Here is a 26,453-nt window from a genome sequence, read left to right as displayed (position 1 = left end):
AATGGCCCAACCGGCATTGGTCTCAAGTGTTTTTGACCAACTCCTCAAAGATCGCATCATCTGGCTTGGCTCAGAGGTGCGGGACTCAAACGCGAACGAGATCTGTGCAAAGATCTTGCTGCTCGCGGCAGAGGACCCCAAGCGCGACATCTACCTCTACGTCAACTCACCCGGTGGATCTATCACCGCGGGAATGGCAATCTACGACACGATGAAGTTCGTACCGAACGACATCGTTACCGTCGGCATCGGCCTTGCCGCGTCGATGGGGCAGTTCCTGCTCTCATCCGGCACCAAGGGCAAGCGCTACATCACCCCGAACGCTCGTGTTCTCTTGCACCAGCCGTCGGGCGGATTCGGCGGAACCTCTGCTGACATTCAAACTCAGGCTGGCGTCATCCTCGATATGAAGAAGCGCATGGCTGAGCTCACTGCAGAGCAGACCGGCAAGAGCGTCGAGCAAGTGCTCATCGACAACGACCGCGACAACTGGTTCACGGCTCGTGAAGCGCTCGAATATGGCTTTGTTGACCACCTGCGCGAGTTCGCGTCCGACGTCGTAGGCGGCGGCGGAACCGAAGAGGGCGCATCCGACAACGACGCCACCAGCAAGAAGGACTAGCAATGACGAATTTCAACCTCGGAGCACACGCGCCCGCCGGCATTGGTCGTCCGGATGTCGATGCTCGCTACATTCTGCCGACGTTCGAAGAGCGCACAGCCTATGGCTACAAGCGTCAAGACCCGTACGCGAAGCTGTTCGAAGATCGCATCATCTTCTTGGGTGTGCAGATCGACGATGCTTCCGCTGACGACGTTATGGCACAGCTTCTCGTTCTCGAGAGCCAAGACCCTGATCGCGACATCGTGATGTACATTAACTCGCCCGGTGGCTCGTTCACCGCGATGACGGCTATCTACGACACGATGCAGTACATCCGTCCCCACATCCAGACTGTGGTTCTCGGTCAGGCAGCATCTGCCGCCGCCGTGATCACTGCTGGTGGAACGAAGGGCAAGCGTCTCGCTCTGCCCAACGCTCGCATCATGATCCACCAGCCTGCTGGCGGTTCAGAAGGTGCAAGCCAGGCTTCGGACATCGAGATCCAGGCTCGCGAGATCCTGCGGATGCGTACGTGGCTCGAAGAGACCCTGTCGCACCACTCGAACCGTACGCCCGAACAGGTCAACAAGGACATCGAGCGCGACAAGATTCTGAGCGCCGCTGACGCTGTCGAGTACGGTCTTATCGACCAGGTGCTCACCAGCCGCAAGACGTTGCCGGCGATCACAAGCTAACGAACTCAACGCAGCGCTAGCGGCTTCGGCCTATAGCGACTGTGCAGCACTGAGGCGGTCATCCGAATTGTGGATGACCGCCTCAGTCAGTTAATTGTCGGAGTCGTCAGCCTTCTTGCGTCTCGCGGAGATGAGGAAGATCGCAACGCCAGCTACAAGCACCAAAGTAATCGCGGAAGCAATCAGCACAACCGTCGACGCATCGAGCGTGGGGCTCGCATCAGTACTCTCGTTTTCAGAGTGTGTCTGGTCTGGTCCCGGTGCAGCCTCGTCGAGAGTTCCGCCACCGCACGCTGGGGGAGTGGTGAGCCCCCTAGAGATTGTTTGGCTGGAATCGGGCTTCCAGTCGAATCCGACCTCTCCAGAGATCGTGTGCCCATCTGCGGAGACAACCTGCCACTGCATTAGATAGTCGCCAGCCTCCCCAAGCGTGGCTCCGGTAGAGAGCGTTGCATCACGGATGGCGAAACATCCGTCACCGAAGTACTCTCCCGATTCGTTAGTGATCTGGATGGCGAAGCCGCCAGCATCGCCGGAAAGGTCGAGCAGAGTGTCGTTTGTGGTCACGGAAAATTCCGTAGGCAACTCAGTGACGATCGCACCCTCTTCGGGATTGCTCGTGACTAGGTAGTTATGTGCGTACGCGGGCGCGGCCACGAGCAGCATGAGCGCTGCAATCATGGCCGCGCTAAGCGCAGCGCCGGTGCGGGTAATTCGACGCATCTGTGGAGCTACTTGCTGGTGGGGCGACGGAAAGCGAAGGCCAAGACCAGCGCTGCGAGTCCAGCAACGAGTCCAGCAATTCCGAGACCGCGCGCGACAGGATCACTGCTGTTTGCAGCCGCAGCGTTGTCACTCGCTGCCGCGTCATCGTGGCTGTCATCGCCGCCGTGCGTGTCTTCGTCAGTGGCAGCAGCATCGTGATGGCCAACCGGCTCGTCGTTGATGTAGAGCACAGGGGCAGGCTTCTCCGCGCCCTCTCCGGTTCCGCTCCAGCTAACGACTGAACCATCGGTGTACGTCTGGTCTGCCGTGAGCACGACGCTGCCGACGTCGGGGATGGGACCGAGTGAGACGGGCAGGAGTAGGAGCGCGCCGTCGCCGAGTTCTGAGCCAGCCTGAGCGGTCCAAATGATCGACGTCACAGCTTCGGTGATTTCGCTTTCGCCGACCATGACGGGTTCGGGAAGTTCGCTGCGCACAAGCTCGGCGTCCCAACCGGGAACCGGAACAAAGCGCACACTCGTGAAGGGCGTATCGGTGGGCAGTTTGAGCTCTACCCGGTTAGTTTTTTCGGTTTCTGACTCATTCGGCACCTTAACGGTGATGAGCGCGTACGAGCCAGCTTCGGCTTGCCCGGGTTCGATCGATACGTGTGCGATCGCAGCGAACGGGGCCGCAATAGCCAGGGTTGCGCCTGCCGCGAGGGCGAGGGCAGATTTTGTGAAGGCAGCTTTAGTCAAAATAGTCATTTCGTTCTCTCTGAAGGGTCGCAAGTATGCGACAAAAGTAAGGGGATGCTGTGCGGGCTAAGCCGCTGTGGTCGCGGCAGGTGGGCCGCGATAGCGCATCGTTGAGAGAAAACGGGTGGCAAAGCGCGCGAGATGAAGTGGTTGCTCAGGTCGGGGAACACGAGCTGTTCGCACTGTGATCGCGACAACCGGTGTGAGTAGCCGTGCCAGGAACAACCGTGCCGTTGTCAGAAGACCCCAGAAAGCGACCTCGGCGTAACGGACCATGACGATCGTGACAACGGCAGCACCAAGGTGGGAGAGCGACATGACCGAACTGGCGCTCTGAGTAACAGAGCTGAAGTTCACGGTCATCGCCGACATGTCATGGCCCGCAATTCCCTCAGGCGCGAGCATCGTACTAAAGAGTGCGTGGTACATGGCTTGGCTGGCAACGATCGCCACGGTCAGTCGTGCAAGTGAGACAGTGCGACCGGCGAGCAATGTGCACACCGCGACAGAGATCACCAGCGACACGGCCATTCCGAACAGCGACGGGGAAACCCCGCCAGCTAGGAGATGGGAGAGGGCTGCGGCAAGTGTGGCGAAGAAGGCTGCCGCACTTCCACGAAGCACGCGCATTGCACGGGTATGCATGGGGCTCCTTCTCTCAGCTGCATCGAACTCGTTAAGCCTAGTTCGTATCCGGAGCCAGATTCGCTTGGTCGGTCACCCGGTGGCTAGTGGCCGGGCCTCGACGCGCCGAAACGCCGCCCGTAATGGTGACGGAGACTGACCCAAAATCGGGTTAGGCTCGTAATCAAGGTATTTACTCAAGGAGAGGAACCGGCATGGCCCGAATTGGGGAAAGCGCGGACCTGCTCAAGTGTTCCTTCTGCGGCAAAAGCCAAAAGCAGGTTCAGCAGTTGATTGCCGGTCCCGGCGTCTATATCTGCGACGAGTGCGTAGATCTGTGCAACGAGATTATTGAAGAACGCCTGGCTGAAGCCGGCGAAGAGGCGTCGAGTGAATTCGACTTGCCCAAGCCCCGTGAAATCTACGCCTTCCTTGAGGAATATGTCATCGGCCAAGAGGCCGCCAAGCGCGCTCTCTCTGTAGCGGTCTATAACCACTACAAGCGCGTTCGCGCCCGCAACACCATCACTTCTGCTGATGCGGTTATCGATGATGTCGAAATTGCGAAATCCAACATCCTGCTGATTGGCCCAACTGGTTGCGGCAAGACCTACCTCGCGCAGACCCTCGCGAAGCGACTCAACGTGCCATTCGCCGTTGCGGATGCCACAGCACTCACCGAAGCAGGCTACGTCGGTGAGGATGTTGAAAACATCCTGCTGAAGTTGATTCAGGCCGCAGACTATGACGTCAAGCGTGCTGAAACCGGCATCATCTACATCGACGAGATCGACAAGATCGCCCGTAAGGCAGAAAACCCCTCCATCACTCGAGACGTATCGGGTGAGGGCGTGCAGCAGGCGCTGCTCAAGATTTTGGAAGGCACTGTCGCCTCTGTTCCCCCACAGGGTGGCCGCAAGCATCCTCACCAAGAGTTTATTCAGGTCGACACGACCAACGTGCTCTTCATCGTTGCCGGCGCTTTTGCTGGTCTCGAAGAGATCATCTCCAATCGCGCAGGCAAAAAGGGCATCGGCTTCGGTGCGCCGCTCCACAGCAAGGGTGACGACGTCAACCTCTTCGGTGAGGTGCTGCCGGAAGACCTCCATAAGTTCGGACTCATTCCCGAGTTCATTGGTCGACTGCCCGTCGTGACGACGGTGACCCAGCTGGACCAGGTCGCTCTCATGGATATCCTTACGACGCCGAAGAACGCGCTCGTGCGTCAGTACCAGCGCATGTTCGAGATTGACGGAGTTGAGCTCGAATTCGAGCATGACGCCTTAGAGTCGATCGCTGACCTCGCCGTGCTTCGTCAGACCGGCGCGCGCGGACTGCGTGCGATTCTTGAAGAAGTACTTGGTCCGATTATGTTCGACGTGCCGTCAGACGAAACCGTCGGCCGCGTTATCGTCACCAAGGCTGCAGTACTCGAGAATGCCGCACCGACGATCATCCCGCGCGAGATTATGCGCGAAGAGAAGTCAGCCTAACTCGCAAGTTTTCTAGAGTTCATTCTCCGGTAGCGACTGGAAGAGTGCTGGGCAGTCGGCGCTAAATAATGCTGCATGCGCACGGTTCCTGACGGCGAGAGCCTTCCCGTAAGTACTCCTTCGCACCGCTCGCTGCTCCTCCTGCTCTGTTGGGAGTTCTCTTGGCGTGCCCAAGCGTTAAGGGCACAACTCATAAGCCTGCGACACCCTCACGGCGCCCTATTTTCGTTTCGGTGGTCTCGAACCGTTGACAATCTCCTTTACTTAATTCTATAGTTTGTTTAGTCCTGAACTAAGGGGAACCAATGGCGCTTCGACCGATGGCACGCACCGACGTAAACCGATCAGCAATCCTTGCTCATCTCGGTGCACACGGCCCGGCCTCTCGAGCAGAGCTCGCACGAACGCTGAGCCTCTCACCGGCTTTGATGACCCAACTCACGAAAGACCTTCTGAACGACGGTCTGCTCAGTGAGTTGGAACATCAGCCATCGCAAGGTGGACGCCCGGCGCGCATGCTCGGCCTTGTGTCGAGCGCGGGGCGAGCGGTCGGTGTGAAAGTTGCCTCCGATCACGTCGCCTTCGTCGAAGTGGGAATCGATGGATCACTGCTGCGCACGGCGAGCGAACCATTCGATGCAGCGTCAGCCACCATGCTCACAACCCTTGCCGGCCTACTGCGCGCATTCATTGCCGGAGGTTCCGAAGCACCGCTGCTCGGCATCGGAGTCGGAGTTCCCGGTGCCGTTGACTCGCAGGCTGAAGGTGTAGTCAGCTCTACCCAGCTGAAGTGGAACAACGTTCCCATCGGCGCCACTCTTCGGCGTGAACTTGGAATGCCCGTTCTGGTCGAAAACAACGTCAACGCCCTCGCGATGGCTGAACGGCTCTATGGTCTCGGGCGCCGTCATCGCAACTTTCTCGCCGTCACAATCGGAACCGGTGTCGGTGCAGCAATAGTCGTCGATGGGGGAATAGTCCGCGGTTTCGGAGGAGGCGCCGGTGAAATAGGACATGTTCCTGTTCGCGACAACGGCCCACTCTGCAGCTGTGGCAATACCGGATGCCTCGAAACTTTCGTGTCCGAATCTGCCCTGGTCGCCACAGCCAGAGACCGCGGCGTCATCGCAAGCACCGCGGGAATCACTGCGCTTCGCGATGCTGCGGATCAGGGGAACGCTGAAGCGATCGCCGTGTTCGGCGAAGCTGGCCACCTGCTGGGGCGCGTAATTGCCGGACTCGTGCATGTAATTGACCCTGAGATTGTGATCCTCCTCGGAGAAGGCACCGCTGACTGGCACCACTGGTCCTTCGGATTTGAACCGGCCTTCCGTGCGGCACTTATCCCGTCCCGTCGTGGTATTCCCGTTGCTGTTGAGACTTGGCAGGATGCCAGTTGGGCACAAGGAGCCGCCACCCTCGTGCTTGCCACCCCGTTCGATGCAGAAGGTATCGCCGGGGAACAAGGAGACTTGGTTCGCCAACGTCTGGTCCAGCAGGCATCGCCACCGGAGCGCGCCTAATGGCAATACCAACCGTATTGAGTGCGACACCGACCCCTGACTCCCCGGCAATACGGCTGCGGAGCTCAGCTCTTCGGAGAAGACGGCCCCGAGCATCCGCTGGCTACGTGCTTACCGTTCTTGCATTTCTCCTGCCCAGCGCCATACCGCTAGCGCTCTTCGTACTCGGCCCAATGCTTGCTGCAGCGTGGATCAGCTTCACCGAGTGGAATCTCATCACGCCAATGGAATTTATCGGCTGGGCTAACTACCAGTCGCTGCTTGCCGACGAGCGCACCGCCGAAGTCTTTCTGCACACCATTCAGTACATCGCAGGCTACTTACCCCTCGTCTACATTGGCGGGCTCGCACTAGCACTCGCACTGAACCGTGCGCTCAAAGGCCGTTCCCTCTGGCGCGGCATCTACTTTCTGCCCGTCGTAACCAGCTGGATCGCCGTCGCCATCGTGTGGCGTTGGTTACTCAATCCGAACAACGGAGTCGTCAACCTGGCCCTGGGATGGTTCGGAATTGATGGCCCCGGCTGGTGGACCGATCCCGACTGGGCAATGATCTCGATCATCCTCGCCAGTGCGTGGAAAGACCTTGGATTTGTGATGGTTATCTTGCTCGCCGGTCTTCAGTCGATCAACCCTGACCTGTACGACGCAGCAAAAGTTGACGGCGCCGGTGCATGGAGTCGACTGAAGAACGTCACGATCCCCATGCTGAGCCCGAGCAGTTTCTTCGTCGTCGTCATCTCCCTCATCAACGGCTTCCAAGTGTTTGATCAGGTCTACGCAATGACCGGTGGTGGACCGGGTGGATCCACCCAAGTAGTGGTTCAACAAATCTACGACCTGACGTTCCGCTACGGGGCCGCAGGCGAAGCCTCCGCCCTCTCATGGTTGCTGTTCATCGTGATTCTCGGCGTAACAGTGATTCAAATTATTGGACAGAAGAGGTGGGTGCACTATGCATAATTCACAGCGCGTTCGCCCTAAATCGATTGCATTACACGTCGTTGTCATCGTGGGCGCTGTGGCAATGTTCTTCCCGTTCTTGTGGACCTTCATCACCTCCATCACGCCAGGTGCAGGTTTTTCGATTGCTCCGCAGCTCTGGCCAGAAAACCCCTCATTTGAGGCGTACCAAACGCTCTTTACCGAGCGACCCTTTGCGCGAGTTATCGCCAACAGCGTCGGGCTCGCCCTTGTGACAACCGTGGTGCAACTGTTCACAAGCGCTACAGCCGCCTATGCCTTCAGTCGATTGCCATTTCGTGGGCGCGGCGTCGTGTTCGCTATCTACCTGGCAACCATGATGATCCCGCTGCAAGTGCTTATCGTTCCCCTATTTGCCGAGCTAAAAGCCTTCGGGTTGCTGAACACCTACCTAGGAGCGCTCTTGCCGACGTTTGCTAGCGCCTTCGGCATCTTCCTGCTGCGGCAAGCCATCAACCAGGTTCCACGCGACCTAGATGAAGCAGCGACGCTTGACGGAGCCGGGCACTTTCGAGTGTTCACCCAGATCGTCCTTCCGAACATTCGCCCCGCGCTCGCAACGCTCACAGTCTTTGCTTTCATGAGCAGTTGGAACGCGTTCCTCTGGCCGCTCGTTGTGCTTCGTTCACCCGAACTACAGACACTGCCGATCGCACTCGCCGGACTACAAGGTCAGTACACCACCGCGTGGGATGTCGTGATGGCCGGCTCAGTCGTGAGCATCCTGCCGATGCTCGCGCTCTACATTTTCGCCCAGAAATACATCATTCAGGGCGTCGCAAGCTCAGGGATCAAGTAGGCCCCGGGACACCAGAGATCCATTCATCACCTGACATCAAAGGAGATATCTAGCATGAAACGTTCACTACTTGCTGCGGGAGGCATCCTCGGCGTCTCGGCACTGCTGCTGAGTGCGTGCGCCACGAAACCCGCGAGCAGCGACGACCCGGTAACGATCACCTATTCAAACTTCACCTCATCAGGAGGAAACGAAGAGAACCTGCAAACGATCATTGATGCGTTTGAAACAGACAACCCCAACATCAAGGTCGAGGTGACGACGTTGCCCTACGGCGACTACTTCACGACCCTGCAAACCGACCTCGCCGCCGGCACCGTCGCGGATGTCGTAGACACGAACTACGACTTCTTCCCGCAGTTGGCTTCGAGCGGTTCGCTCGCCCCACTCGAAGTCACCAACCCCGACTCCTACCGCGAATCGCTCATCGATGCCTACTCGGTCGATGGCACGAGTTATGGGCTGCCGAGCTCATTCTCCGACGTAGTGCTCTACTACAACGCTGATCTGTTCGACGCCGCCGGGCTCGACTACCCGACAAGCGACTGGACCTGGACTGATGAAATGGCAGCGGCAGAGGCGCTCACCGATTCAGCAACAGGAACCTGGGGAGATCACCAACCGGTGTCGTTCTATGAGTTCTACAAAGTGCTCGACCAGAATGGCGCATCGTTCTTGAGCGATGACGGTACATCGGTCGCGTTTAACACTCCGGAGGGCATTGAGGCTGCCGAATGGCTCACCTCAAAGAGTGGCACTGTCATGCCAACCATCGAAGAAGGTCAAGGCACCGCCGACTTTGACACCAACCTCTTCCTCGAAGGCAAACTGGGAATGATGCACTCCGGCATCTGGGTCTTCGGGGCGCTGGCTGATGCACCATTCACGTGGGACATTGCGGTCGAGCCAGGAAACACTCAGCAGGCCAGCGCAGTGTTCTCGAACGCGGTCGGTGTTTCTGCAGCATCCGATCACATCGCAGAGGCAAGCGCTTTCGCTGAATTCTTGACCTCATCACAGACGATGATTGACGTGCGTTTGGACACCGGTTGGGAGTTGCCTCCCACGAGCGATGAAGAACAGCTCGCCGTATACCTGACCAAGGACACTCCGGCCAACCGTCAAGCAGTGTTCGACTCGCTTGACTCGATTGCGCTCACCCCGCTTGTCGAGAATGGCCAGCAGGAGATGCAAGACATCGTCACCGAGGAACTGATTGAGGCGCAGGCTGGCCGCAAGTCAGTGGCTGATGCTCTCGCCAGTGCTGAAGAAAGAATCAACGCAGTAATCGGATAGCACTTCTCTCGAGTGAGGCCCACCCCGTTCACGTGAGTGTGGGCCTCACTCCCAGCCGGCCCAGGAGGGCACGTAATGACTTCACCCACCGACGACGAGTCTCTCGCGTCGCTCGCGGCTCACAGCGTCACACTGATCGCGACGCTGCAGCACCCCACCGGTGCGTACCCCGCGAGCCCCACCTTCTCAGCGTATGCCGGCTATTCGTGGTTTCGCGATGGGGCATTCATCGCAGACGGGATGTCGGCGGCGAACGCTGTCGACTCGGCGTCCCAGTTTTTTGACTGGTGCGAAACAATTCTTCTCGATCGTTGTACCCAGATTGACGCGATCGAGCTTGCCGAGGCAGCCGGAAGACCGCTCGCTAATTCTCAGATGCTTGCCACTCGCTTCACTTTCAACGGTGGTGAAGGCAACGACGACTGGTGGGACTTCCAAACGGATGGCTTCGGCACGTGGGTGTGGGCGGCTGTAGCGCATGCGCAACGGCACGGTCTCAGTCTCGAACGCTGGAGAAGGGGCATCGAATTGTCGGTGCGTTATCTTCTGGCCACCTGGCAGCGCCCCTGCTTCGACTGGTGGGAAGAGCACGAATCCGAGCGCCATGTCTCGACGCTGGGATGCGTCGTAGCCGGGTTGAGCGCGGCCGCTGACTCTGGGGTACTCGCGTCAGAGTGGCAAACACGGGCACGGCTCGCTGCCGCAGAAGCTCAGGACCTCATTCAGCGTGAGGGCATTCGTGATGGTCACTTGGTCAAGTGGTTGGGGTCTGATGCAGTCGACGGATCACTCGCCGCGCTCATCGCTCCACTCGGAGTAGTTGATGGCACTTCGTCTGTTGCGTCGCAAACTGTGGCGCGCATCATGGCCAAACTGGCAGTGAACGGGGGAGTGCATCGCTATCTCGACGACACTTTTTATGGCGGTGGACAATGGCCGCTGCTCAGTTGCATGGTCGGCCTCGCATACTCTGCCGGAGGCGACTCCGCACGAGCTCGCGAACAATTGGAATGGGCTGCCACGACCGTAACGGCTGAAGGGTTCTTGCCGGAACAAGTCGATGACCACCTTCTCGCCCCGACGCGGGTTGCAGAGTGGCTCGAACGCTGGGGAACCGTTGCCACACCCTTGCTGTGGAGCCATGCCATGTTCGTGCGGCTAGCCGTGGAGATTGGCGTTTACGTGCCGCCAGTGGCAACCGAACCAGCACACGAAACTACTGAACGACACCACGGAAATGAAAGAGAGACTGTCTAGTGCTGAGACATCGACCACGAGGCTCGGGTCACCCATATTCGGTTGATACAGAACAGCGTCAGCCGGTAATCCCCATCGAAGGTGATGACCTTCGTCTGGGAGTGCGCGCGACCTCCGACGTTGACGAAGTAACCCTCGAGTGGCACGACGGCGAATCGATTACCGAGCATCCACTCGAGCGGGTTCAACAGCGTTCACGGGGACAGGCCGTTGACGGCGGCCACTTAGCGTCTGCTCAGGCCAAACTGGCGCGGGCCAGCACCGGCTTCGCGGTAGCAGTCAGCACCATAGGGGCGGGGGCTTCCTACCGCTACCGGTTCGTTGGAGGCCCACGCTCCTCACCACGCTCGCAGTCCACACGGTGGTTCTCTGTTCGAGCATCGGGTTGGCAGAGTGCGCCAGACTCCCGTGTTGCCGTGGATGCCGCTGCCGGGCTTGTTGCCGGCAGCGTTAGCGTACTCACTGGCGGGCACGGAATCGCGAGAGTGCGATTCGCTGTGGCTCTTGAGTCTGGAGAGCACGTGTCTGGCTTTGGCGAGCGCTTCGACTCTCTTGACCATCGCGGGACGAGTCTCGACTCAGTGGTCTTCGAGCAGTACAAGTCGCAGGGCGCCGAACGCAAAACATACCTTCCGATGCCTTTCGCTCATGTCGTTGGCGGGCGCGGTTGGGGCTTTCACGTGCGGACGAGTCGCCGCGTGTGGTTCGACGTGGCGGAAAGCGATTCTGAGTTGCTCTGGATCGAGGCAGAGGTTGACGCGGCCGATGATGACGCCGAGGTGCTCACCGTCGGCGGTTATGACGGCAGTCCCGCTCAGGTGCTCAACCAATTCCTGGCCGAAGTCGGGAGACCGGAAGTGTTGCCGAGCTGGGTTCACCGGTTGTGGGCCAGCGGCAATGAGTGGAACACTCAAGCCGAAGTCATGCGTCAGATGGATGCCCATCGTGAGCACGGCATCCCGGTCGGTTGCGTCGTTATCGAAGCGTGGAGTGACGAAAGTACCTTCACGGTGTGGCGGGATGCGCAATACACGCCGACCTCCGACGGCGCACCACTGGCCCTTACTGACTTTAGGTTCCCCGCCGAGGGCGCCTGGCCCGACCCGAAGGCCATGATTGATGAGCTGCACGATCGCGACGTTCGCGTGTTGCTGTGGCAGATTCCCCTGATCAAGATGCGTCCCCATCCGGTGGGGCAAGCCCGTTTCGATGCCGATGCCGCAGTGGCAGAGGGCGTGCTTATTCAGGATGAGGACCCTCGCGGTGTGCTCAAGCCATACCGCAATCGCGGTTGGTGGTTTCCGCTCTCTCTGATGCCGGACCTCACAGATGACCGATCCGCTCGATGGTGGACGGAGAAGCGTCGCTACCTCGTCGAAGACATGGGCGTCGATGGTTTCAAGACTGATGGCGGCGAACATGCGTGGGGCTCCGAGTTGCACTATCGCGATGGGCGTCGCGGCGACGAAAAGAACAACACATTTCCCGTGCACTACGCGCGGGCCTACGGAGACCTGTTGCGGCGAGCAGGCAAAGCGCCGGTGACATTCTCTCGAGCGGGCTACACGGGATCTCCGGCGCACGGCGCTTTTTGGGCCGGCGACGAGAACTCAACCTGGGATGCATTCCGTTGGTCGTTGTTCGCTGGTCTCAACGCAAGTGCGAGTGGGATTCTCTATTGGGGGTGGGACTTGGCTGGGTTTAGCGGAGACGTGCCAACGGCGGAACTGTATGTGCGCTCCCTTGCCGCAGCTGCGTTCGTCCCGATCATGCAATACCACTCAGAGTTCAACCATCACCGTTCGCCGAGTAGAGACCGAACACCCTGGAATATTGCCGAGCAGTCAGAAAACCCCGCAGTGCTCTCAATGAGTCGCTCGATTGTTGAATTGCGCGAACGCCTTGTCCCGTACCTTGCTGCGGAGAGCGAGTGGGCGGTAGCCAACGGGACAAACGTGATGCGTCCATTGTTCTTCGACTGGCCTCAGGATGAACGACTCTGGAAGCAACCCTTGCAGTGGATGCTGGGGCGAGACATTCTCGTTTCACCCGTCACCGAAGAGGGCGCCCGTGAGCATTCGGCAACGCTTCCCGCTGGCGACTGGGTTCACGCCTTTAGCGGCGATCCCGTTGAGGGAGCGGCAACCGATACTCGAACAGTGCCGTGGGACGAGGTTCCCGTCTACGTGCGTGCAGAAGCGTGGCAGCGTTTAGCGGCCACATTTAACGGGTAGTGCGCGGATCGATGATCCTGAGGGCGACCGCGTCCGGTGATGGAACCTCAGCAAGATTCGGGTAGTGCTGAGTCAGGATCGCCCTCAGGGCATCGTGCTAGATGACATCTAAGTGTCGGGGTGCGCTAGGCGCAACCGGGACTATTGTGCCCTGTTCGGGTGGTTTGCGAAAGAGTTTCAGCAATTTTTGTTGAGCACGCACAATGATCGTGCGTTGATGAGCTGAATAGCCTGCATATATCGTCGAAACGCCCGCAACTGTTGCCGTGATCGAGGCGGAGTCTGAAGCATGCGCAACGGACTCCGCTCCGACGAAAGGGCTCTAGCTCAGCCCGCGACGATTCAGCAGAGGCTGCAGTTCGGCGTCACGACCGCGGAAATCGCGGAATGCTTCGAGTGGATTCTTCGAGCCGCCGACACCGAGAAGTTTTGATCGAAAACGGTCGCCATTGGCCCGCGTGAGCCCGCCATTTTCGGTGAACCACTCAACCGTGTCGGCATCCAACACTTCGCTCCAAATGTAGGAGTAGTAGCCAGCGTCGTAGGCAGAGTTTGCGAAGATGTGCTGAAAGTAGGTGCTTGAATACCGCGGAGGTACGGCAGCGTTGTCGAGACCGACCGCCGCTAGCGCCTGCGCTTCGAAAGCGGCAACATCAGTCACGTCATCGTCGGCGCCAATGCGGTGCCAGGCTTGGTCTATGAGGGCAGCAGCCAGATACTCACACGTGAGGAACCCCTCGTTGAAAGCAGCGCTCGCGTGGATGCGTTCGACGATCTCGCGTGGCATTGATTCACCGGTCTGATAGTGCTTGGCGTAGTTGTCGAGCACCTCGGGCCAGAGCATCCACATTTCGTTTACCTGACTGGGGAATTCAACGAAGTCGCGGTAGGTGTTTGTGCCTGAGAACTTCGGGTAGGTCACTCGAGCGAACAGCCCGTGCAATGCGTGCCCGAATTCGTGAAAGAGCGTGTTCACTTCGTCATAGGTCAGCAGTGTGACTTCGCCAGCCGCGGGCTTAGGCACATTGAGGTTGTTGGTCACAATGACCGGATGCCCGAGCAGATCTGACTGCGAAATGAGCGAGTTCATCCACGCCCCACCGCGCTTCGAATCACGCGTGTACAGATCAAGCGTGTACAGGCCAACCTCGGTGCCGTCCTCGTTCGTGACCTCAAAAATGCGAACGTCTGGGTGGTAGGCCGGAAGGTCATAGCGCTCACTGAATGTCACGCCATACAGCTTGGTAGCGGCAAAGAACACACCATCACGCAGCACGCGCTCTGCCTCGAAGTATGGGCGCATCTGGGTGGTATCGACGTTGTATTGTTCGGCCCGAACTTTCTCCGAGTAGTAAGCCCAATCGGCGGCGGTCACCTCAGTGTGAGCCAGCTTCTCGAGCGCAGCATGTTCTTCACGAGCATTGCGGGCAGCAGCCGGTGCGAGCTTTCCGAGCATGTCTGCCACGCGCTGCGGGTTCTGCGCCGTCTCGTCGGCCGTAACCCATGCCGCATGACTCTCAAAGCCCAACAGTGCCGCCCGCTGAGAGCGCACCTTGGCGATCTCAAGAACCAGAGCACGGTTATCGAAATCCCCACCCCGAATACCGCGGGCTCGTGACGCTGCCAAAACTCGACCGCGCACATCCGCGTTGTGCAAGACAGACAAGTGAGGCTGGTTGGTTGGCAGAATCAGAGTGATCAGGTACTTGCCGGTGAGACCACGATCTGCTGCAGCACTCGCGGCAGCAGAAATTTCTGACGCATCGAGACCGGCGAGTTCTTCAGCACTATCCACAACGATCGCAAGATCATTGGTGTCGGCGAGCAGGTTCTTCTCAAACTTCGTCGTCAAGCTCGACAGCCGGGAGTTGTATTCGCGCAAGGTGGCCTTGGCCTCGTCGTCGAGGCCAGCTCCTGAGAGCGTGAACTCTGTGAAGTAGCGTTCGACGAGGTAGCGCGCTTCGGCATCCAGCGTGCTGGAATCAAGGCCATCGTGAATACGGCGGATGCGCTCGTAGAGTTCGCTGTTGAGGCTAATGGCGTCGCGATGGGCAGCAAATTTCGGGGCAATGACTTCTTCAAGAGCATCCGTCGCCGCGTTGCTGTCGGCCGAGGTCTTATTGAAGAAGACAATCGCGGCACGCTCAAGCAGTTGACCGCTTTTCTCCAAAGGAATCATCGTGTTTTCGAAGGTCGGCGAATCGGTCTGAGAGGTTATCGCCGCTATCTCCTCAAGCTGCTGCGCCATGCCTTTCTCGAACGCGGGAGCGTAGTGCTCATCCTCGATATCGGCGAACGGTGGCATACCAAAGGGCAGCGTGCTGGGCTCAAAGAAAGGATTGGTCATACATCCACCCTATTCTCGGAGTATGACTAGAGAGCGCTACACCCACGGCCATCACGAAAGTGTTCTCAAATCGCACACGTGGCGAACCATCGCAAACTCTGCGGCATACCTCGAGCCACACCTGCAGCCAGGGCTCTCGCTTCTCGATATTGGCTGCGGGCCAGGCACAATAACGGCGGAGTTTGCCAAGCGGCTCGCCCCCGGCATGGTTGTTGGGTTGGATGCCGCTCCCGCAGCGATAGAAAAAGCCTCGGCCTTCACCGCCGACAACCTCAGTTTCGTCGTCGGTGACGCCTATGCGCTGCCATTCGACGACAACAGTTTCGATCTCGTGCACTCGCATCAGACTCTGCAGCATCTTGGCGACCCGGTCGCGGCGCTCGGAGAAATGAAACGTGTTGCCAAGCCGGGTGGGCTCATCGCGGTGCGCGATGTCGACTATGCGGGCGTCATCGCTTATCCCGAATTGCCGGGGCTCCGAGTCTGGGCTGACCTCTATGACTCAGTGCACCGCAGTAACGGGGGCGAGCCGAACGCGGGCCGGCGCCTGAAGGCCTGGGCGCTGGAGGCGGGGCTCACCGATCTCACCGTGACGGCATCCGTCTGGAACTTTTCCGACGCCCCTGACCGTGAATGGTGGGGCAGCATGTGGGAGGCGCGAGTGTTGGAATCGGCTTTTGCCGAGGATGCACTGAGCAAGTCGCTCGCCACACACGAGGTGTTGCAGCAGATAAGTGCTGCGTGGCGCGAGTGGGCAGATTCGCCAGACGCGTGGTTGGCAATGCCGCACGGTGAGATTCTCGCGAGAGTGTGATCTCACCGGCGGCCGTGCGGCTGCTAAAGCGACTAGGTGTGCGCTGCGACTAGGTGTGCGCTGCGACTAGGTGTGCGCTGCGACTAGGTGTGCGCTGCGACTAGTTCGCGGGTTGTTCTACTGTGACGTCTCCGTCAGCGGCTTGGCGCACGATGGTGCCGTCGTCGAGTTCGGCGACAGGGCGCGATTCAAGCCACGTGAGCGTCCAACGCCACGCACTCGTGTCGAGGTGGGCGATTTCTGATTCAACGCCCGTGATTGCTTCGCGCATTGCCGCGTCGAGGCGCTCGGGAGCCGGTTCGCCCACTGACCATCGTGTGCCGAGCTGCATTAAACGTTCTTTTCGTAGAGGATCCACGACGTGCGGTCTGCGACCTTGTCGTAGAGGCGCTTGGCGCTGTCGTTTTCTTTGTTGGTGATCCAACGAAGTTTTCCGCCACCATCTTCTGCCGCGCGGGCAGCGATGTCGTCGATGATTGTTCCAGCAACGCCAGCACCGCGGTGCTCAGGATCAACGTAGAGGTCGTCCATGAACCAGCCCCACGACGCGGTGAAAGTGTCTGGCAGGCGACGGTAGAGGCCGAAAGCGGCGATGTCACCGGGGTTAGGGCGGTCCTCGGGAGAGACAGCAACAACAGCGTTTAGTTGCGCCGAGTCATCCATGAGCCATTCCCACACGCCCTGAACGATTTCATCCGTGAACTCAGTGTCGTAGAACACGCCGTACTTGACGAAGTGTGCTTTCCACTGCTCAAAATCATCTTCTTGGATGTCGCGGATGGTGTACGAAGGCTTCTCTGAGTTCGTCATTCATTCAACAATACGCGGTTTTGGGGTTCGACGCCGAACTCGACGCCGAACCCTCCGTTGACCGCTAGGCGGAAGCTTCGGGTGCAGCTTCAACGAGAACGATGTCGCGGACCTCGATCTCGTCGGCCTCAACAATCGTGAGGTCGTGGATGCGGCCCACAGCCTTCAGATCGTCAATAGCGGCTGCGATCAGGGCTGGGCCTGCCAACGTTGCCGTGCTTACTTCGGTCTTCTGGGATGCCTTTGCATCGGTCTTGGCGCGACGAATGCTGATGAGTGCTTGGCTGACGGCCGAGAACAGTCCGGTCGGTTCTGCCGTTACGCCCAATTCGTCTGCTGTCGGCCACGTCGCCGCGTGAACGGAGGTGTCGTGCGTCCAGCGCCACACCTCTTCTGTTGCGAAGGGGAGGTAGGGGGCGAAGAGTCGCAAGAATACGTCGATCGCGGTGTGCAGGGCGCGGTTGGCGCTCGCTTGAGCTTCGGGGGTTCCGGCGCCATAGGCGCGTTCTTTCACGAGCTCGAGGTAGTCGTCACAGAAGGTCCAGAAGAACTTCTCCGCGACTTCGAGGGCCTTGGCATGGTCGAAGTTCTCGAGCGCCGTGGTCGCCTGTGACACTACCGAAGCAAGCTCGGCAAGCATTTCGAGGTCGAGGGCTTCGGTCACAACGGCACCGGAATCGGCAGCAACACCGGCAGGAGCGGGAAACGAGTACACAAACTTCGAGGCGTTCAGAACCTTGATCGCGAGACGGCGACCGATCTTGATCTGCTTCGGGTTCTGCGGATCGAACGCTGCGTCAGTACCGAGGCGACTGGATGCTGCCCAGTAACGCACCGCATCCGAACCGTGGTCATCGAGCATGCCCTTGGGGGTGACGACGTTGCCCTTGGACTTCGACATCTTCTTGCGGTCAGGGTCGACGATGAAGCCGGAGATGCCGGCATTGCGCCACGGCACAGTGCCGTGTTCAAGCTCGGAGCGCAGCGCGGTCGAGAATAACCAGGTACGGATGATGTCTTGGCCCTGGCTGCGCAGTGAGTAGGGGAATACGAGATCAAACAGTTCGGGGTCGGTCTCCCAACCACCGGCAATCTGCGGGGTCAGGGATGACGTGGCCCAGGTGTCCATGATGTCGAGTTCGCCCTCGAAGCCACCGGGAACACCACGCTGGTCTTCCGTGTAGCCGGGAGCGGTATCTGACGAGGGGTCGATCGGCAGCGAAGCTTCGCTGGGGACGATCGGGGCACCCTTTTCGCCGTCAGCATCGAGCTCGTACCAGACGGGGATCGGCACGCCGAAGAAGCGCTGGCGCGAAATGAGCCAGTCGCCCGTAAGGCCACCAACCCAGTTGTCATAGCGAACACGCATGTGGTCGGGGGTGAAGTTGATCTGCTTACCGGCCTCGAGGAGGCGGTCACGCAGCTTCTCGTCACGGGCACCGTTGGTGATGTACCACTGGCGCGTCGAAATGATTTCGAGAGGCTTGTCGCCCTTCTCGAAGAACTTCACCTGGTGCTGGATCGGCTTCGCGTCGCCGATCATTTCGCCAGATGCTTTCAACAGCTCAACAATGGCGGCTTTCGCGCTGAAGACCGTCTTGCCCGCGAGTTCGGCGTAGGCAGCCTGAGCGGTGTCGCCAACGATGATATCGGGCGCGTCGGCAATGATGCGACCATCGGCACCAATGATGGTGCGGTTGGGAAGGTCAAGCTCGCGCCACCAAACAACATCGGTGACATCGCCAAACGTACAAATCATGGCGATTCCCGAACCCTTATCTTGCTGAGCAAGGTGGTGGGCCAGGATCGGAACCTCTACGCCAAAGATCGGCGTCGTGACCATCGTGCCGAAGAGGTGCTTGTAGCGCTCGTCGTCAGGGTGAGCCACGAGCGCAACACACGCTGGCAGAAGCTCAGGGCGGGTCGTCTCGATATGGATGTCGTCGCCATCAGCTTTGTGGAAGGCAAGACGGTGGTAGGCGGCAGGCTGCTCTTTATCTTCGAGCTCGGCCTGGGCAACAGCGGTGCGGAACGTGACATCCCACAGGGTTGGTGCGAACGCCTGGTACGCCTCGCCACGGTCGAGGTTGCGCAAGAATGCACGCTGAGCGGCACGCTGGGCGTCATCACCAATGGTGCGGTAGGTGAGGTTCCAGTCGACGCTCAAGCCCAGTTGGCGCCAGAGATCCTCGAACTGCTTCTCGTCTTCGGCGGTCAGCGTCTCGCACAGCTCAACGAAGTTGCGACGCGAAATCGGAAGCTGCGCAGCAGCCTTCGTCGACTTGCCTTCTCCACCCAGCTGAGGAGGCTCGAAGCTCTCGTCATAGGGGAGCGTGGGATCGCAGCGCACACCGTAATAGTTCTGAACCCGACGCTCAGTGGGCAGACCATTGTCATCCCACCCCATCGGATAGAAAATCTCTTTTCCCCGCATGCGCTGGAAGCGAGTGACCAAGTCCATGTGCGTGTAGCTGAACACGTGGCCAATGTGCAGGCTGCCGGATGCCGTCGGCGGGGGAGTGTCGACCGAGAATACGCAGTCAGCCCCCTCAGCAAGCGCCTTCTGGCGATCGAACCGATAGGTGCCCTCGTTCTCCCACACGGGAGCCCATTTGTCTTCGAGTCCTTCTAGGGCAGGTTTTTCGGGAACGCTCGACGACATAATTACTCCGGTTCGATATGTGCGGCACCGAGTCAAAGAAGAGGTGCCTGAGTGTGTTGGTGAGAAAATTCTACTTGGCGTTGAGGGCCGCGTCGATCGCCCGCTCGACGTAAGGCTCGAGGCGGCCACGTTGCGGGCCAACCTGCGCCCACTCCTGAGCAGCCGCCACCACACACGCGATGAGTGAGTAGGCCTGAGCGCGAGCCACATCCGAATCGACGCCATGATGGTGGGCATATCCGCTGAGCAAGCGGGCCTGCGTGGCAAACCGGCTCATAGCGGATGCCTGCAATTCCGCCGCACTACCGATCAAGTCGTACTGGGTAAGGATGAACGGCACATGCTGCGACTCCAGCGGGGCAACAGCGGCAAGCATTGCAGTGCGGATGGCTTCGGTCGCGTTGGCAGGCTGAGACGGCTGATCGGCTAACGCCGTTTTCAGCCGCTCGGTGACGGCATCCAGCTCTACCCAAAAAACTTCACCCTTGGCATCGAAGTAGTTGAAGAAGGTGTTGCGGCTCACCCCGGCGCGAGTAGCAATTTGATCGACGGTTGTGCCCGTGTAGCCATTCTCAATGAACAATTCAAAGGCAGACTCTTGGAGCAGTTCTCGGGATGCCGCTGGCGGGCGGCCACGTGCGGCCGAGTGGGGTGAGGTCACTTACTCATCCTCTCACTCGGGGTAGGGCGGCAATGAGCGACTGGGTGTAGGGATCTTTGGGGGAAGTAAAGATCTCATTCGTCGCCCCCGTCTCAACGATGCGTCCCTGATTGATGACCGCGACGGTATCGCTCATGTGGCGGATGACTCCCAGATCGTGAGAGATGAAGAGATAGCTGAGCCCTAAGTGTCGCTGCAGTTCGTCGAGCAGATTCAACACGCGGGCCTGAGTGGAAACATCGAGAGATGACACTGGTTCGTCGCACAGGATCGTGCGGGGACCAGGGGCGAGGGCCCGCGCAATTGCGACCCGCTGACGCTGCCCGCCCGAGAGGTGAAGCGGGCGACGGTTCTTGACGGAGCGAGGCAGACCAACAGCGTCGAGCAGCTCATCGGTTGTCATTAGCGCTCGCTGGGCATCCGATCCGCCAACGCCGAGAGCGTCACCAAGGATGCGGTCAACGCTCAAGCGCGGATCGAACGAACTCAGAGCATCCTGATAGATCGCGCCAAGAGTGTGGCGCAATGGGCGGCGCTCGCGGGCAGTCAGCGACCCCCACGGTGAGCCATCGAGGAACACGGTGCCGCTATCGGCAGTCTCAAGCCCCAGGGCGATGCGCGCGATTGTGGTCTTGCCTGATCCTGATTGGCCGACAAGCCCCAGAGTGCTCCCGGTGGTGAGCGTGAGCGATACAGAATCGAGAGCCTGAATCGGGGCGCTGTGCCGTGTGGGATAGCGCCGCGAAACGGAAACCAGTTGCAGCGCAGGGGCCGAGCCTGAGCTGGTGGAAACACCATCACGCGCCGTCAATTCGGGCAGCACTGCCGTATCGGCTGACAAGTTCGACGTGGACTCTTCTGGCGAAAGATCGAGAGGAACACCACGCGGCACGTCAACCGGAATTGACGCCAACAGTTGGCGCGTGGCGACTGCAGACGGTGCGCCCAACACTGACCGAGTTGTGCCGGTCTCGACGATGCGCCCGTAACTCATGACGGCCACACGATCCGCGACTCGAGAGACAACAGCAAGGTCGTGGGTGATCAGAATCATCGCGGTGCCTGAGTCTCGGAGCGACGACAGCAGCTCGAGCACGCGTGCCTGCACCGTGACATCGAGAGCCGTCGTCGGCTCATCAGCAATGATCAACGACGGCCCAGCGGCGATACCTGCCGCGATCAGCGCACGCTGACGTAGCCCACCCGAAAGCTCACCCGATCGTTGGCGCGCTCGCAGCGCTGGATCGGGAACACCGACCGCTTCGAGAAGTTCGAGAACGCGCTCGTGCCGTTCCGCTTGGCTGAGTTTCGTGTGCAGTCGAAGCACATCATCAATTTCCCGCCCGACCGGGCGCAGCGGGTCGAGCGACACGAGCGCATCTTGCAAGACCAGCCCAATGGATGCTCCGCGAATGGTTCGCCACCGTCGAGATCCGGGTGCCGGCAGCTCCTCTCCCGCGAGGCTCAGCTCGTCGAAGCTCACGTGGGCTCCGGCGGGCGCAAGCCCGAGCAGGGAACGCGCTGTGACGCTCTTGCCTGATCCGGACTCTCCGACAATGGCGAGGCATTCACCGGGGTGAACCTCGAAGCTCACGTTGTCGACGGCGGGAGCGGCGGTGCGAGCGAAGTGCACGCTGAGGTTCTGCACGCGCAGTAGTGGTGAGTCGGTCATCCGCCCGCCTCCTGTCGGGTTCGCGCGTTGAGGGCGCGGCCAAGCACCGTGAACGAAGCGGCAGTGGCGACGATCGCGAGACCGGGGAACACGGTGAGCCACCAAGCGACGTCAATGTAGGTTCTCCCGTTCGAGAGCATTGCGCCCCATTCGGCGGCGGGTGGGGCAACGCCGAGGCCGAGGAAACCGAGCGACGACGCCCAGACGATCGCTTGGCCGACACCGAGTGTTCCGAGCACAAAGATGGGCGTGAGAGCACCAGGCAGGATGTGTTGCCAGATGATGCGTGCCCGCGAATGGCCGAGCACAGTGGCCGCCTCGACGTAACTGGCGTTGCGAACGCTGCGAAGTTGGCTGCGGATGATGCGGGCATAGCCGGGGGCTGTCGACAACCCAACGGCCACCGTCGACGTGATGACGCCTGGCCCGGCGATGGCGATGAACACGAGCGCGAGCAGGAGGCCGGGGAGAGCGAACATGACCTCGACGATTCGCGTGCTCACGAAGTCACCGAGTCGGCTGCCGAGCCCGCCAAGTAGGCCGAGAACGAGGGCGAGGCCCAAGCCGACCGCGGTGGCGGCAATTCCGATGAGCAGCGAATTGGCTGCGCCGAACACCACGCGGGTGTAGACATCGCGACCCGACTCGTCGGTGCCAAAGAAATGGGCAAGAGTTGGTGACTGGAACGCTTCGGCCGGGGCCACCGCATCCGGATCGGCTGTGGTGATGAGTTGCGGCGCGAGAGCCGCGGTCAGGATGAGCGCGAGCACCGCCAACGCGATTACGACGCCAAGGTTACTGAACAGTCGTGGAACGCTGCGGATGCCGGAACTTCGCCGCGCAGGCTGCGAGAGGCGGCCAGCCAAGATTTCGGTCATCGTGCTGCCACCTCCGTCACGCGCGGATCGACGATGCGGTCAACGGCATCCGTAGCGATCGTGACAAGGATGAAGGTGAGGGCGGAGACGAGGGCGACAGCGGTGACGACGGGGATGTCACGGATGGTGACAGCGCTCAGCAGCGTTCTTCCGAGTCCAGGGCGCGCAAAGATCGTTTCGACGACAACTGCGCCGCTGAGTAGGGAGCCGAACGCCCAGCCCGAGAGCGAGATACCCGGAAGCGCAGCGTGGCGCACTACGTGCCGCAGCCGCACCCCCCATTCGCCTTCGCCGCGTGCCCGAGCGGAAAGAACGAAGGGCTGCTCGTAGGCATTTGCGAGAGACTCACCCATGATCTGCCCCAGAAACCCTGTAAGCGGTAGAGCCAAGGTCAGTACCGGCAAAACGAGCCCCAAGGGCCCGGGAACACTAATCGGTGGGAGCCAGTGCAGAGTGTTGCTCAACAGAATAACGAGCAGGGAGGCAAGCCAGAAGTGTGGGACGGCTGCCGCCAGCAGTTCAAGGCCAGAGCCCACCGCTCGTGAGGTGCGCCCGCGACCACTCGTTGCCACAGTCAACCCCAGAGCGCCAAGCCACGCGACGACCAGGGATGCGACAGTGAGCGTGAGCGTTGACCATAACTGCGTCAACACATACGGAGCAACTGCCACCTTGAGGGCATATGACGTTCCAAAGTCGGCGACGGCGAGCTTGCCCATTGCCAGAAAATACTGAACGATCAGCGGTTGATCGAGACCGTAATCGGCGCGAATCTGAGCAACCGCCTCCGCTGACGCTTGAGAACCTGGCCCGCCCAAAATTGCATCAACCGGGTCACCCGGAATCAACCGGAGCGCAAAGAAAATGACTGTCGCGACTGCCCACAACACGAACACCCCGCCACCCACTCGGCGTGCGATCCACCCCAACGAGCGCAACCGCGTCGCTGGGGTGGAGACACTCGCCGATGCGGGAGCGTCAGACGAATCCGTCACAGGGGATGATCCTCGATGTTCGTTGGTCGTGCGGGATTGGGCGTACTAGTTACTCAACCACGCATCGTAGAAGGTCGGAGCAGAAACGGTCGGCAGCGCCCGGAACCCCTCGACGCTCGTGCTGTAGAGGTAGTGATTCTGCTGGTCATACAGCGGCAGAACATAGAAACCGTCAACAATGATCGACTGAGCCTCGGCGTACAGGTCTTGACGCTCAGCGGCATCCGATGTCTCGCTTGCCGTCGTCAGAATCTCATCGAGAGCAGGATCACTGAGCTGCGCCAGATTCGCGTAGTACCCGCTCGGAGCCGGGATGATCGAATCCGAGTGGTACAGGATGCGCAGCACGTCAGCGCCGACCTTCGTGTACGGGGCGCTCACAAGGTTGTACTCATTCGTGAACAGTGCGCCGTACCACGACGACAAATCTGTCGGCTGCAGGATGACCTCGAAGCCGACGTCCTTTGCGGAAGCCTGAATCTGCTCAAACAGCGACTGCTCGGCCGGGATCGACTGGTTCGTACTGATGGGGAACGTGAGAGTCAGGCGCTCGCCGTCTTTCGTGCGGTAGCCATCGGAATCGATCGTGTCCCAGCCGGCGTCATCCAGCAGCGTTGCGGCGGCCTTTGGGTCAGTAGTGAAGACGTCGGGAAGCGATATGCCGGCTGGCTCGACGCTCGAAAGCACCGAATACGAACGCTCGGCAGTGCCAAAGAAGAGGCTCTCGATGCCGGGGTTCACATCCACTGAGCGGATGAAGGCTTCGCGCACTCGAATGTCGTCAAATGGTGCCTTGCCTGAGTTCAGTTCGATACGGTTCGCGGCGCCCGGGCGTGGAGCGTTGAGTTCTTCAATTGTCGAAACGTCGCCCGCCGAAGAAATGTTGTTGGGTTGAGCGTTGTCGATCACGTCGACATCGCCAGACTGCAGGGCCGCGTAGCGCGTTGCAGCATCCGGAATAAATCGCCACTCAAGCGAGTCGAGAAGTGCAGGACCAGTGTGTTCTGCGTCTTCGGGAGCCGAGTTGTAGTTCTCGTTGCGGTCGAGGGTGATCGACTGCTGCTTCACCCAATCGGTCACGATGAATGGCCCGGTGCCGACGGGGCTCTCGCAGTTCACCGCTTGGTCGCGTTCGAGGGCGGTGGGCGACTGGATGCCGACCCACGGCTGGGAAAGTGACTCGAGGAGTGCGCTGTCTGGTGCCGATAGCGTGAAACGCACCTGGTCGGCGGTGACTGCCTCGATGCTGTCGATCTTGCCGACGGCCAAGTAGCCAGTGGATGAAGCCGTGTTCGGATCCTTCAAGTGTTCGATGTTCGCTTTGACTGCTTCGGCATCGAACGGCGTGCCATCGGTGAAGTTGACGTCGTCGCGCAGGGTGAAGTCCCACGTGAGGCCGTCGGGGCTCTCGGTCCAGTCGGTGGCGAGCCAGGGGATGATCTCGCCATCGCTGTTCTTGGAGACAAGGGACTCAATGTATTGAGTGCTGATGAGGGCTTGAGGATAGTTCCCGCCCACATGAGGGTCGAGGCATCCGGGTTCCGCATCACCGGTCGCATAGACCAGTGTTCCGCCAGCGAGGGGAGTCGCTGAGGGGGCCGTCGCAGCCGTGCAGCCGGCGAATAGAAGTGTGCTGGCTGCGAGGGCGATGGGGATGAGAGACGGGCGAAGCGCGGGCATGTAGTGACCTCTTGATGTGGGCGGGAACGAGCTCGGATATGAGCGAACTAAGCATTGTTGAACTCAGTACATAAACTCTAGCAGCACAAAAAACCGGGCCGGTCCGCGTGAGCGAAACCGACCCGGTTGAGAAACCGAACGCCCGAGCGTTAGTCCTTCTTGCGTGAGAACTTCGTAGCGAGCTTCCACGTCGTGGGGATTACCGCAGCGGCAATGCCTGCCTTGATGAGCCCACCAATGATGAACGGGTAGAGGCCCCAGGCGAGAACCTGCTCGAGGGTGCCACCCGTGGCAATTGCCAACCAGGCGAGGCCGAACGCGAACGTCACAACCGTGCCACCGAGGAACGAGAGTGCTGCGCCGAAGAACTTCTTGTCCCAGTCACGCTGAGCAAGCCATCCGGTGAACCCCGCAGCGAAGATGAAGCCAATGATGTAACCGCCGGTAGTGCCGGTGATCACGCCAAGCCCAGACGAAGCATCGCTGAAAACGGGGATGCCGACGATGCCGAGAAGCGCGTACAGCACCATGGAGATCGCGCCGCGGGTCGCACCGAGTGATGCACCGACAAGCAGAACCGCGAGGGTCTGACCCGTGATCGGCACGGGGTAGAGGGGCACAGCAATCTGGGCCATTACGGCGGTGAGCGCGGCACCAGCGCTAACGAGAGCGATATCAGTCGCGAGGCTGCGAGAGAAGACGGTGTCGGCAAGCGTTGGACGGCCGAGGGTCAAAGTGAGAGTCGACACGCGACGCTCCTTTCCTTTGTCTGCGAACTGTAGAGAGCCCTGCCTGGATAGGCCGGTGCCTGAATAACCCTAGTCATAGATCGACGCGTGTGACGTGCGCCTTGTGATAACAAAATCGTTCGAGTTTATGAGATGCGCGACAAAACCTGATCTCCTGACTTTCCTGCTTGGGCGAAGACGTAGGTCGGACGTACGGTGAATGCAGTGGAGAAAC

At 59.9% G+C, this 26,453-nt stretch carries 23 protein-coding genes; 10 read left to right on the top strand and 13 right to left on the bottom strand.

Annotated elements, in window-relative coordinates:
- The first annotated feature begins 1 nt into the window (after position 1).
- Entirely contained in the window at positions 2 to 622 is a 621-nt protein-coding gene (locus tag ACOH1Z_RS02770) for an ATP-dependent Clp protease proteolytic subunit (RefSeq protein ID WP_219948205.1), read from the top strand.
- Positions 623 to 624: 2 nt separating this feature from the next.
- Positions 625 to 1,299, top strand: a complete 675-nt coding sequence (locus ACOH1Z_RS02765; protein WP_449646963.1) for an ATP-dependent Clp protease proteolytic subunit — start codon at positions 625 to 627, stop codon at positions 1,297 to 1,299.
- A gap of 90 nt (positions 1,300 to 1,389) precedes the next feature.
- On the opposite strand, the gene ACOH1Z_RS02760 is transcribed toward ACOH1Z_RS02765, so the two are convergent.
- The 3 genes from ACOH1Z_RS02760 to ACOH1Z_RS02750 are packed head-to-tail and all read right to left on the bottom strand — an operon-like array spanning position 1,390 to position 3,407.
- Entirely contained in the window at positions 1,390 to 2,022 is a 633-nt protein-coding gene (locus tag ACOH1Z_RS02760; RefSeq protein ID WP_449646962.1) for a copper resistance CopC family protein, read from the bottom strand.
- Positions 2,023 to 2,030: 8 nt separating this feature from the next.
- Positions 2,031 to 2,771 (bottom strand): YcnI family copper-binding membrane protein, encoded by a 741-nt coding sequence (locus ACOH1Z_RS02755; RefSeq protein ID WP_449646961.1) that lies wholly within the window; start codon positions 2,769 to 2,771, stop codon positions 2,031 to 2,033.
- Positions 2,772 to 2,828: 57 nt separating this feature from the next.
- Complete coding sequence (locus tag ACOH1Z_RS02750; RefSeq protein ID WP_449646960.1) at positions 2,829 to 3,407, bottom strand: hypothetical protein; 579 nt, start codon at positions 3,405 to 3,407, stop codon at positions 2,829 to 2,831.
- Positions 3,408 to 3,601: 194 nt separating this feature from the next.
- Between ACOH1Z_RS02750 and clpX the strand changes: the two genes are divergently transcribed.
- The 7 genes from clpX to ACOH1Z_RS02715 all read left to right on the top strand — a co-directional run bounded on the left by clpX (position 3,602) and on the right by ACOH1Z_RS02715 (position 12,971).
- Complete coding sequence (clpX, locus tag ACOH1Z_RS02745; RefSeq protein WP_449646959.1) at positions 3,602 to 4,879, top strand: ATP-dependent Clp protease ATP-binding subunit ClpX; 1,278 nt, start codon at positions 3,602 to 3,604, stop codon at positions 4,877 to 4,879.
- A 305-nt stretch (positions 4,880 to 5,184) separates the two neighbouring features.
- Positions 5,185 to 6,402 (top strand): ROK family protein, encoded by a 1,218-nt coding sequence (locus ACOH1Z_RS02740; RefSeq protein ID WP_449646958.1) that lies wholly within the window; start codon positions 5,185 to 5,187, stop codon positions 6,400 to 6,402.
- Positions 6,402 to 7,364, top strand: coding sequence for a carbohydrate ABC transporter permease (locus tag ACOH1Z_RS02735; RefSeq protein ID WP_449646957.1), 963 nt, complete (start codon positions 6,402 to 6,404; stop codon positions 7,362 to 7,364). The genes ACOH1Z_RS02740 and ACOH1Z_RS02735 overlap by 1 nt, the downstream gene beginning before the upstream one ends.
- On the top strand, positions 7,357 to 8,184 hold the full coding sequence (locus tag ACOH1Z_RS02730) for a carbohydrate ABC transporter permease (RefSeq protein ID WP_449646956.1): 828 nt from the start codon (positions 7,357 to 7,359) through the stop codon (positions 8,182 to 8,184). Before ACOH1Z_RS02735 ends, ACOH1Z_RS02730 begins: the two co-directional genes overlap by 8 nt.
- Before the next feature lie 54 nt (positions 8,185 to 8,238).
- Positions 8,239 to 9,480, top strand: coding sequence for an ABC transporter substrate-binding protein (locus tag ACOH1Z_RS02725; protein ID WP_449646955.1), 1,242 nt, complete (start codon positions 8,239 to 8,241; stop codon positions 9,478 to 9,480).
- A 75-nt stretch (positions 9,481 to 9,555) separates the two neighbouring features.
- On the top strand, positions 9,556 to 10,737 hold the full coding sequence (locus ACOH1Z_RS02720; RefSeq protein ID WP_449646954.1) for a glycoside hydrolase family 15 protein: 1,182 nt from the start codon (positions 9,556 to 9,558) through the stop codon (positions 10,735 to 10,737).
- Positions 10,737 to 12,971 (top strand): glycoside hydrolase family 31 protein, encoded by a 2,235-nt coding sequence (locus ACOH1Z_RS02715; RefSeq protein WP_449646953.1) that lies wholly within the window; start codon positions 10,737 to 10,739, stop codon positions 12,969 to 12,971. Before ACOH1Z_RS02720 ends, ACOH1Z_RS02715 begins: the two co-directional genes overlap by 1 nt.
- 322 nt (positions 12,972 to 13,293) lie before the next feature.
- Here ACOH1Z_RS02715 and ACOH1Z_RS02710 read toward each other — a convergent pair whose 3' ends face one another.
- Positions 13,294 to 15,318, bottom strand: coding sequence for a M3 family metallopeptidase (locus ACOH1Z_RS02710; RefSeq protein WP_449646952.1), 2,025 nt, complete (start codon positions 15,316 to 15,318; stop codon positions 13,294 to 13,296).
- A gap of 22 nt (positions 15,319 to 15,340) precedes the next feature.
- Here ACOH1Z_RS02710 and ACOH1Z_RS02705 point away from each other — a divergent pair, with 22 nt between their 5' ends.
- Positions 15,341 to 16,132, top strand: a complete 792-nt coding sequence (locus ACOH1Z_RS02705) for a methyltransferase domain-containing protein (RefSeq protein ID WP_449646951.1) — start codon at positions 15,341 to 15,343, stop codon at positions 16,130 to 16,132.
- Between the two features lie 100 nt (positions 16,133 to 16,232).
- On the opposite strand, the gene ACOH1Z_RS02700 is transcribed toward ACOH1Z_RS02705, so the two are convergent.
- From ACOH1Z_RS02700 to ACOH1Z_RS02660, 9 genes are all read right to left on the bottom strand, one after another.
- On the bottom strand, positions 16,233 to 16,463 hold the full coding sequence (locus ACOH1Z_RS02700; RefSeq protein ID WP_449646950.1) for a hypothetical protein: 231 nt from the start codon (positions 16,461 to 16,463) through the stop codon (positions 16,233 to 16,235).
- Complete coding sequence (locus ACOH1Z_RS02695) at positions 16,463 to 16,942, bottom strand: GNAT family N-acetyltransferase (protein ID WP_449646949.1); 480 nt, start codon at positions 16,940 to 16,942, stop codon at positions 16,463 to 16,465. Before ACOH1Z_RS02695 ends, ACOH1Z_RS02700 begins: the two co-directional genes overlap by 1 nt.
- Before the next feature lie 64 nt (positions 16,943 to 17,006).
- A complete protein-coding gene (gene valS / locus ACOH1Z_RS02690; protein ID WP_449646948.1) occupies positions 17,007 to 19,604 on the bottom strand; it encodes a valine--tRNA ligase in 2,598 nt (865 codons plus the stop codon).
- Positions 19,605 to 19,674: 70 nt separating this feature from the next.
- A complete protein-coding gene (locus ACOH1Z_RS02685) occupies positions 19,675 to 20,265 on the bottom strand; it encodes a TetR/AcrR family transcriptional regulator (protein ID WP_449646947.1) in 591 nt (196 codons plus the stop codon).
- A 4-nt stretch (positions 20,266 to 20,269) separates the two neighbouring features.
- Positions 20,270 to 21,937, bottom strand: a complete 1,668-nt coding sequence (nikE, locus tag ACOH1Z_RS02680) for a nickel ABC transporter ATP-binding protein NikE (RefSeq protein WP_449646946.1) — start codon at positions 21,935 to 21,937, stop codon at positions 20,270 to 20,272.
- Positions 21,934 to 22,815, bottom strand: coding sequence for an ABC transporter permease (locus ACOH1Z_RS02675; RefSeq protein WP_449646945.1), 882 nt, complete (start codon positions 22,813 to 22,815; stop codon positions 21,934 to 21,936). Before ACOH1Z_RS02675 ends, nikE begins: the two co-directional genes overlap by 4 nt.
- Complete coding sequence (locus tag ACOH1Z_RS02670; protein ID WP_449646944.1) at positions 22,812 to 23,810, bottom strand: ABC transporter permease; 999 nt, start codon at positions 23,808 to 23,810, stop codon at positions 22,812 to 22,814. The genes ACOH1Z_RS02675 and ACOH1Z_RS02670 overlap by 4 nt, the downstream gene beginning before the upstream one ends.
- 45 nt (positions 23,811 to 23,855) lie before the next feature.
- The gene (locus ACOH1Z_RS02665; protein ID WP_449646943.1) at positions 23,856 to 25,490 is read right to left on the bottom strand and encodes an ABC transporter substrate-binding protein; all 1,635 of its coding nucleotides are present in this window, start codon (positions 25,488 to 25,490) and stop codon (positions 23,856 to 23,858) included.
- Positions 25,491 to 25,639: 149 nt separating this feature from the next.
- On the bottom strand, positions 25,640 to 26,239 hold the full coding sequence (locus ACOH1Z_RS02660) for a biotin transporter BioY (protein ID WP_449646942.1): 600 nt from the start codon (positions 26,237 to 26,239) through the stop codon (positions 25,640 to 25,642).
- Positions 26,240 to 26,453 lie beyond the last annotated feature (214 nt).

The sequence above is a fragment of the Rhodoglobus sp. genome (genome assembly GCF_053580035.1).
This window is presented reverse-complemented; position numbering and strand designations above follow the sequence as displayed.

Bases quoted from the DNA above. Each gene is read 5' to 3' on its own strand.
- valS (WP_449646948.1), bottom strand. From the start codon at position 19,604: ATGTCGTCGAGCGTTCCCGAAAAACCTGCCCTAGAAGGACTCGAAGAC.
- ACOH1Z_RS02675 (WP_449646945.1), bottom strand. From the start codon at position 22,815: ATGACCGAAATCTTGGCTGGCCGCCTCTCGCAGCCTGCGCGGCGAAGT.
- ACOH1Z_RS02720 (WP_449646954.1), top strand. From the start codon at position 9,556: ATGACTTCACCCACCGACGACGAGTCTCTCGCGTCGCTCGCGGCTCAC.
- ACOH1Z_RS02700 (WP_449646950.1), bottom strand. From the start codon at position 16,463: ATGCAGCTCGGCACACGATGGTCAGTGGGCGAACCGGCTCCCGAGCGC.
- nikE (WP_449646946.1), bottom strand. From the start codon at position 21,937: ATGACCGACTCACCACTACTGCGCGTGCAGAACCTCAGCGTGCACTTC.
- ACOH1Z_RS02755 (WP_449646961.1), bottom strand. From the start codon at position 2,771: ATGACTATTTTGACTAAAGCTGCCTTCACAAAATCTGCCCTCGCCCTC.
- ACOH1Z_RS02770 (WP_219948205.1), top strand. From the start codon at position 2: ATGGCCCAACCGGCATTGGTCTCAAGTGTTTTTGACCAACTCCTCAAA.
- ACOH1Z_RS02760 (WP_449646962.1), bottom strand. From the start codon at position 2,022: ATGCGTCGAATTACCCGCACCGGCGCTGCGCTTAGCGCGGCCATGATT.
- ACOH1Z_RS02665 (WP_449646943.1), bottom strand. From the start codon at position 25,490: ATGCCCGCGCTTCGCCCGTCTCTCATCCCCATCGCCCTCGCAGCCAGC.
- ACOH1Z_RS02765 (WP_449646963.1), top strand. From the start codon at position 625: ATGACGAATTTCAACCTCGGAGCACACGCGCCCGCCGGCATTGGTCGT.
- ACOH1Z_RS02750 (WP_449646960.1), bottom strand. From the start codon at position 3,407: ATGCATACCCGTGCAATGCGCGTGCTTCGTGGAAGTGCGGCAGCCTTC.
- clpX (WP_449646959.1), top strand. From the start codon at position 3,602: ATGGCCCGAATTGGGGAAAGCGCGGACCTGCTCAAGTGTTCCTTCTGC.
- ACOH1Z_RS02740 (WP_449646958.1), top strand. From the start codon at position 5,185: ATGGCGCTTCGACCGATGGCACGCACCGACGTAAACCGATCAGCAATC.
- ACOH1Z_RS02730 (WP_449646956.1), top strand. From the start codon at position 7,357: ATGCATAATTCACAGCGCGTTCGCCCTAAATCGATTGCATTACACGTC.
- ACOH1Z_RS02710 (WP_449646952.1), bottom strand. From the start codon at position 15,318: ATGACCAATCCTTTCTTTGAGCCCAGCACGCTGCCCTTTGGTATGCCA.
- ACOH1Z_RS02725 (WP_449646955.1), top strand. From the start codon at position 8,239: ATGAAACGTTCACTACTTGCTGCGGGAGGCATCCTCGGCGTCTCGGCA.
- ACOH1Z_RS02735 (WP_449646957.1), top strand. From the start codon at position 6,402: ATGGCAATACCAACCGTATTGAGTGCGACACCGACCCCTGACTCCCCG.
- ACOH1Z_RS02705 (WP_449646951.1), top strand. From the start codon at position 15,341: ATGACTAGAGAGCGCTACACCCACGGCCATCACGAAAGTGTTCTCAAA.
- ACOH1Z_RS02695 (WP_449646949.1), bottom strand. From the start codon at position 16,942: ATGACGAACTCAGAGAAGCCTTCGTACACCATCCGCGACATCCAAGAA.